Annotated in this window: 4 protein-coding genes; 2 read left to right on the top strand and 2 right to left on the bottom strand. The window is 66.8% G+C overall.

Annotated features, from left to right (window positions below; all coding sequences use genetic code 11):
- Together GTP69_RS24170 and GTP69_RS24165 are read left to right on the top strand one after the other, a co-directional pair.
- The coding region (locus tag GTP69_RS24170) for an efflux RND transporter periplasmic adaptor subunit (RefSeq protein ID WP_161057263.1) at positions 1-978 on the top strand (978 nt) is incomplete at its 5' end.
- Positions 975-4,019 carry an efflux RND transporter permease subunit gene (locus tag GTP69_RS24165; protein WP_161057262.1) on the top strand — a complete coding sequence of 1,015 codons (3,045 nt, stop codon included), beginning with the start codon at positions 975-977 and terminating at the stop codon, positions 4,017-4,019. The genes GTP69_RS24170 and GTP69_RS24165, both read left to right, overlap by 4 nt.
- A gap of 42 nt (positions 4,020-4,061) precedes the next feature.
- Here the strand turns inward: GTP69_RS24165 and GTP69_RS24160 are convergent, their stop codons facing one another.
- Positions 4,062-5,051, bottom strand: coding sequence for a YncE family protein (locus GTP69_RS24160; RefSeq protein WP_161057261.1), 990 nt, complete (start codon positions 5,049-5,051; stop codon positions 4,062-4,064).
- Between the two features lie 23 nt (positions 5,052-5,074).
- Positions 5,075-7,681, bottom strand: coding sequence for a TonB-dependent receptor (locus tag GTP69_RS24155; protein WP_202424547.1), 2,607 nt, complete (start codon positions 7,679-7,681; stop codon positions 5,075-5,077).
- Positions 7,682-7,703: the final 22 nt, after the last annotated feature.

Raw genomic sequence — 7,703 nt, 5'->3', positions numbered from 1 at the left:
GCCACCGCCGCCGCCGCGGCCGACGCCGGCGGCGCGGTGCTGGTACGGACGGCGCTGCCGTCGCGGCAGGACATGCCGCTGACCATGCCGGTGTTCGGCGATATCGTGGCCGGCAAGATCGAGTCGCAAAGCTTTCCGCAGGCCGGCCAGCTGACACGCACGGCGGTGGTGGCCGGGCAGGCGGTGCAGCGCGGCGATCTGCTGGCGGTCATGGCCAGCGATCCGAACGCGCTGGTGGCCTACGAGCAGGCGGCCAGCGCGCTGGAATTTGCACAGCAGGAACTGCGGCGGCAGAAGGAGTTGCTGGCCTTACAGCTGTCGACCCAGTCGCAGGTGGATAGTGCGGCCAAGGCCGCTGCCGACGCCCAGACCGCGCTGGCGGCCCAGACCCGCCTGAACGGCGCCCACGGCACGGCCGAACTGAGGGCGCCGTTCGATGGCGTGGTCAGCGCGCTGTTGCTGGCGCAGGGCGACCGCGTGGCGGCCGGCGCCACCGTGGTGCAGCTGGGCCGCACCGACACGCTGAAGGTGCTGCTGGCGATCGAACCGATGCGCGCCGGCGAGGTCCAGCCCGGCATGAAGGTGACGCTGGCCGCGCCGCGCGACGGCGCGCCAGCCATTGCCGGCAGCGTGTTCTCGGTGCAGAACATGGTCGACCCGAAGACGCAGATGGCCGGCGCCATCGTCATGTTGCCGGCGCAGGCCGGCCTGCCGGTCGGCGCCCATGTGCAGGGCGTGATCGAACTGGCGCGCAGCAAGGCCTGGGCCGTGCCGCGCCAGGCGGTGCTGGTCGACGACCAGGGCGCCTACCTGTTCCAGGTGGTGCAGGACAAGGCGCGCCGGGTCGCGGTGCGCAAGGTGGTCGAAGGCGACCGCGTGGTGGGCGTCGACGGCGCGCTTGATGCGGCGCTGCCGGTAGTCGTGCTCGGCAACTATGAATTGAAGGACGGCGCCGAACTGCGCCGGAGCGCGCCATGAGCGTCGCCGCCTGGGCGCAATCGCACCGCCGTTCGATCCTGTTCCTGCTGGTGATGCTGGCGCTGGCCGGCCTGGTGGCCGCCTTCCATCTGCCGGTGTCGCTGTTCCCGACCGTCTCGTTCCCGCGCGCGGTGGTGTCGCTGGACGCCGGCGACCAGCCGGCCGAGCAGATGGAAATGCTGGTCACGCGGCCGGTGGAGGAAGCGGTGCGGCGGGTGCCGGGGGTGCGCAGCGTGCGCTCGACCACCAGCCGCGGCTCGGCCGAAATCTCGCTTAACTTCGACTGGGGCCGCGACATGACCGGCGCCACGCTGGAGGTCAATGCGGCCATCGGCCAGATCCTCGGCCAGTTGCCGGCCGGCACCCAGATGACGACCCGGCGCATGGACCCGACGGTGTTCCCCATCATCGCCTACAGCCTGGTGTCGAGCACGCTGTCGCCGTCGCAGCTGCGCGACCTGGCGGACTATCAGCTGCGGCCGCTGCTGTCGAGTGTCAACGGCGTGTCCAGTGTGCAGACCATGGGCGGCGCGCTGGAGGAGTACCGGATCAGCATCGATCCGGCGCGTCTGCGCGCGCATGACCTGACGCTGGACGACGTCGCCCGCACGCTGACGGCCAGCAATGTGCTGTCGGCGGTGGGGCGGCTGGAAGACCATTACAAGCTGTACCTTGTGATGACCGATAGCCGCCTGCAGAGCCTGGCGCAAATCCGCCAGACCGTGTTGCGCAATACCGCCGGCGGCATGGTGCGGCTGGCCGATGTCGGCAGCGTCGAGCAGTCGGCGGTGCCGGAATGGACGCGGGTCACGGCCGATGGCCGCGACGCCGTGCTGTTCTCGGTCTACCAGCAGCCGGGCAGCAACAGCGTGCAGATCGCCACCGACATCAAGGCGCGGCTGGCCGACTTCCAGCGCAACCTGCCGGCCGGCGTGCGCATCGCCAGCTGGTACGACCAGAGCCAGCTGGTGACCGAGTCGGCCACCAGCGTGCGCGACGCGGTGCTGATCGGCATCGGCCTGTCGGCGCTGGTGCTGCTGCTGTTCCTGCGTAACCTCAAGGTGACGCTGATCGCGGTGGTGGTGGTGCCGGCCGTGCTGGCCAGCACCGTGGTGCTGCTGTCGGTGCTGGGCATGAGCTTCAACATCATGACGCTGGGCGGCATGGCCGCCGCCGTCGGCCTGATCATCGACGACGCCATCGTCATGATCGAGCACATCGTGCGCCGCCTGCAGGGCGGGCAGGGCGAAACGCATGAACGCGTGATCGCGGCGGCCATCGAATTCACCCGGCCGCTGGCCGGTTCCAGTGGCTCGACGCTGGTGATCTTCGCGCCGCTGGCCTTCCTCAGCGGCGTCACCGGGGCCTTCTTCAAGGCGCTGTCGCTGACGATGGCGGCGGCGCTGTTCATTTCCTTCCTGCTGACCTGGCTGGCGGTGCCGCTGCTGGCCGACCTGTTCCTCAAGCAGCGCGACGCCGAGCCGCACGCCGAGTCGCGCATGCTGCTGTGGCTGCACAAGCAGTACCGCCGCCTGCTGCGCGGCCTGTTCCAGCGGCCGCTGCTGGCGCTGCCGGCGGTGGCGCTGCTGGTGGTGGTCGGCGTGCTGGCCTTCAAGGCGGTTGGCTCCGGCTTCATGCCGGCCATGGACGAGGGCGGCTTCGTGCTGGATTACCGCAGTCCGCCGGGCACGGCACTGTCGGAAACCGACCGCCTGCTGCGCCAGGTCGAGCAGATCGTGCGCAACACGCCCGATGTGGAAAGCTATTCGCGCCGTACCGGCACCGGCCTGGGCGGCACCCTGAGCGAAGCCAATAGCGGCGACTTCTTCATCCGCCTGAAGGCCGGCCAGCGCCGTCCAGTCGAAGAGGTGATGAACGACATCCGCGGCCGCGTCGAGCACAACGTGCCCGGCCTGACGGTAGAAATGGCGCAGCTGATGGAAGACCTGATCGGCGACCTGACCGCCGTGCCGCAACCGGTGGAAATCAAGATTTTTGCCGATACGCCGGCGCGCCTGAATCGCGCGGCGCAGGACGTGGCCGCGCGCATCGCCAAAATCAATGGCGTGGTCGATGTCCGCAACGGCATCAATCCGGCCGGCGATGCGCTGCTGATCCATATCGACCCGGCCAGGGCGGCCCAGGAAGGCACCGACGTCGACGCCATCAGCAAGTCGGTCGACGCCATGCTCAACGGCGTGGTGACCACCCGCATCGCCAGCGGCACCAAGATGATCGGCCTGCGGTTGTGGATACCCAAGGACCTGCGCAACAGCGACAGCGATGTGCTGCAGTTGCAGATCCGCGCGCCGGATGGCCACCTGTTCCCGCTGCAACGGGTGGCGACGCTGGAGGCGGTCACCGGTCAGCCGCAGATCGCGCGCGAAAACCTGCGGCGCATGGTAGCCGTGACGGGCCGCATCAGTGGCCGCGACCTCGGTTCGGTGATCGCCGACGTCAAGCAGGCGATGGCGCAACCGGGCGCGTTGCCGGCTGGCGCCTACTTCACGCTGGGCGGGCTGTACGAGCAGCAGCAGATCGCCTTCCAGGGCCTGCTGATGGTGTTCGCGGCGGCGGCGGCGCTGGTGTTCCTGCTGCTGTTGTTCATGTACGAGAGTTTCCGCATCGCGCTGTCGATCCTGGTGACGGCGCTGCTGGCGGTATCGGCGGTGTTTGTCGGCCTGTGGGTCAGCGCCACGGAACTGAATATTTCCGCCATGATGGGCATGACCATGATCATCGGCATGGCGACCGAGGTGGCGATTTTCTATTATTCGGAGCAGCAGGAACTGCTGCACAGCATGCCGCTGGATGAGGCGCTGGTGGAGGCCGGGATCAACCGCATGCGGCCGATCGCCATGACCACGCTGGCGGCGATCCTGACCCTGCTGCCGCTGGCCTTCGCCATCGGCAAAGGTTCGGAGATGCAGCAGCCGCTGGCGATCGCGATTATTTCGGGACTGGTGGTGCAGTTGCCGCTGGTGCTGCTGCTGATGCCGGTGCTGGCGTATGTGACGCGCACGCGCAAGCAACCCGCATAGCCTGATCGATTGCCCTCCGCGCCGGCGCGGAGGGCGTGCTACTTACTTGACGGCGGCGTTCACCACCAGGACCTTCATTTTTCCATCGGCGGCGGTCGGCAGGTACACGTGCTTGGTGGCCGCATCGAACGCCATGGTCTTGGCGCCGACTGCGGTGGCGACGTTGTCCAGCACCTCGTAGCGGTCGGGCGTGACCTGATGCGCGATGGTCAGGGTGGCGCTGTCGCCGTTGGAGACATACACCGTGGCGGTGGCCGGGTCATACACGGCGGCATCCGGATGGGTGCCGATCGCGAATTCGGCCACGCGCTTGCCGGTGCGCGCGTCGGTCACCACGGCGCGCTGGTTCTTGCAGACCGAAAACAGCCGGCCGTGGACGTTGTCGAGCGCCAGGCCGCTTGGCTCCTCGCAGCCGTCCAGCGCCCAGTGCGCGGCGATTTTGCCGCTGGCGATGTCGATCATTTCCATCGCGTTCTTGTCTTCGATATTGAAGAAAATATGACCGGCGCCATCGTTGACGGCGAATTCCGGACGGCCGCCGGCCTTGATGGTGTTCACCAGCCGCATGCTGGGCACGTCGAAGACGCTGACATCGGCGCTGCCGCCGTTGAAGGTGTACAGCTGGTGCGACTGAGGCACGTACAGGATGGCGTCCGGGTTCTTGCCGTCGACCTTGACCTGCTGGCGAATGGCCAGGCTGTCGAGCGCAAACACGGTCACGTTGTTGGCATGGCCGTTGCTGATGAAGCCCAGGTTTAGTTCGGGCGCGAAGTCGACGCCGTGCGGGACGTCGGTGCCGGCAATCGCCCCCACCAGCTGGCGCGTCTTGAGGTCGATTACCTGGACCTGGCTGCTGTGGGTGACGAACAGGCGCTGGTGGACGGCGTCGATATTGGCGTAGTCCCACTTGCCTTCGCCCGGCAGCGCGATGGTGGCCTCGACATGGAATGCCGGCGCCGCCATGGCGCCAGGCAATGCCGCCAGATTCAACAGCAGGGCCAGCGGCGCGAAGAGTTGTTTGGTGTGATGCATGGTGGTTCCTATGGGTGAATGAATCAATACGAAAGATTGACGCCGGCCTGATAGGTCGGACCGTAGAATTCCCGCTGGATGGTGCGGTTGGAGGTGCCCTCGGCGAATTTCAACGGCGTGTTGCTCAGGTTCTTGGCGTTAAGGTACACGGAAACGTGCTTGTTGAGTGCGTAAGCGCCGCCGAAGTCATACGAAGTGCGGCGCTCCGAATACACATCCTGCGCCGCGCTGGCGCCGATCGCCCACAGGTTGCGCGACAGCGTGTACATGCCCAGGCGCAGGTTCCACGGTCCAGCCTCGTAGAACACGGCGGCGTTGACGGTGTTGCGCGACGTCGATGGCAAGGTCGAGTGCTCGCCGGGACGGATCTCGAAGCGCGAATCGACGAAGGTGTAGTTGGCGCTGGCGCCGAGGCCGGACAGCCAGCCCGGCAGTGTGGTGAAGCGTTGTTCGTAATTCAGCTCCATACCGCGCACCGACGACTTGCCGACGTTGGCGAACGAATACACGTGGGCGGCGCCGACGAAGCCGGCGAATAGGCCATCGTTGGGGAAGGTCTGGGTGGTCTGGCTGGCGGCGATGTAGTTGCTGATTTCCTTGTCGAACACGCCGACCGAGGCGATGCCGGCATTGGGCAGGTAGCGTTCGAACGACAGGTCGAAGGAGTGGGCGGTGGTCGGCTTCAGGTCTGGATTGCCCTTGGTGACGGTGTTGGCGCCGGGATCGATGTTGAGCGAGGCCGACACCTGGCTGAAGCCGGGACGGGCGATGGTCGACGAGAACGCCGCGCGCAGCAGCGTGGAATCGTCCAGTTCGTAGCGTGCCTGCACGCTTGGGAACCAGTTGGCGTAGTTGCGGTCGCGGTTGTCCGGCTGGATCAGGGTATTGCCGTTGGCGTCAGTACCCTTGGAATTGGCCGCGTAGTTGGCGCGCGTGGCCTCGACCCGCACGCCACCGGTTACGCCCAGTGCGCCGGCGCGCATCTGGTATTGCCCATAGGCGGCGTAGATGTTTTCCTTGTCCTGCAGATATTGCAGGGCGGCGTTCTCGGCGTCGCCGGCCGACACCACCTGCTGGCTGCCGTACAGGTTTTGCAGCAGGCCGGGCGTCATTTGCGGGCCGTTCTGGTAGTGACCGTTATAGAAAGTGACGTTGGAACCGCCGGAAGCGGCGGTCAATGGCAACGCCGGCAGGTTGTCGAACGAATACGGCTGGCCGTGGACCACGCGCTTGCGCAGGCGGGCGCCGGCGCCGACCTTGAAACTTTCCTCGTCGTAAGCGCCGAGACGCGTATCCCACTTCAGGTTGCCGGCCAGCGACCATTCGTGGTCGGAAATATCGGTGGTGCTGTTCTGGAATTTGACCAGCGTGTAGTTGGCCGGATTGAGGTAGTCGGCGCCGTTGACGGTGAACGCCGGCACGTTGCCCGGACCGCCGTTGTTGTAGCTGACGGTGGCGTCGCTGCCGGGCGTGTAGTTGAAGTCGGAGTTGTAGTCATGCGCCTTGTTGTAGGAGCCGCGCGTGTAGCCCAGGCGGTAGTCCAGCACCGCGTGTTCCAGTATGTTCTTGCCGCCCGCCATGAAGACCTTGTTGTTGATGGTTTCCTGTTCGTCGCGCAGCGTCTTGTCGAAGCCGTTGGCGCCGAGGCCGTCGATCAGGCCATTGGCGGTGGTCACCGGCGCGCCGTCCGGCGTCACCGTCAGGCGCTGGCGCAGCACCGATTCGGTGTAGCCGGCGTCGAAGCCGCGCAGGTAGTAGCTGTCGCGCGCGTTCGGTTGGTAGCCGAGGTCGACGCCGACGCCGTGGCGACGGCGGTGGTACTGGTACCAGCGCTGGTCCCAGCCGGCGTAGGCCAGCGGGCCGTGGACGCCGTCGTCGAGGAAGGCCGGCTCGACGTCGTCAACGCCGCGCTTGTCTTCATAATAGGCGGCGGTGACGACGATCGAGAACGGATGGTCGGCCACTGCATCGACGCCGCCGGGCACCAGCGCGGCGCCGCCGAAGCGGGTGCCGGCGGTCAGCGACAGGTCGGCGATGTTGGTGCCGCGCAGCGTTTCGCGGCCGCTGCCGATGCGCGCTTCAACGAATGGCTTGCCGTTGCGCGGCGCAGTCTTGGGCGTGATCTCGATGGTGCCGCCGAGCGCCTCGGCATCCTGCTCCGGCAGGTTGGACTTGGTGACCGTGATCGCACCGACCAGGCCGGTCGGAATCGCGTCCAGCGCCACCGCGCGGCCACCGCCGAACGGCGAGGCGTTGTTCGACGGCGGCAGGCGCAGGCCGCCGAAGGTCGTGCTGTTGAGATCGGCATCGAGGCCGCGGATATTGATGAAGCGGCCTTCACCGGTATCGGTCTCCAGCGAGATGCCGGGAATGCGGCGCACCGACTCGGCGATGTTGACGTCTGGCAGCTTGCGCATTTCCGCCGCCGTCATCAGGTTGACCAGGTTGGGCGCCTGTTCCTGCGCCTGGCGCGCGATGGTGTTGGTGGCGCGCTGCGCGTCCACCACGATGACCTGGATGGCATCGTTCGTCGGCGCCTGGTCGGCGCCGTCCGCCGCATGGGCGGGCAACATGAAGAGCTGGGCGATCAGCGCGGGAAGCAGGGCTGGCTTGAATGGTCTGGCTTGCATACATACTCTCATAAAAATGCCC

Origin of the sequence: Duganella levis, from assembly GCF_009857605.1 — a bacterium.
GTDB lineage: Bacteria > Pseudomonadota > Gammaproteobacteria > Burkholderiales > Burkholderiaceae_D > Rugamonas > Rugamonas levis.
The sequence above is the reverse complement of the archived record's forward strand: the minus strand, read 5'-3'. Positions and strand labels throughout refer to the sequence as shown.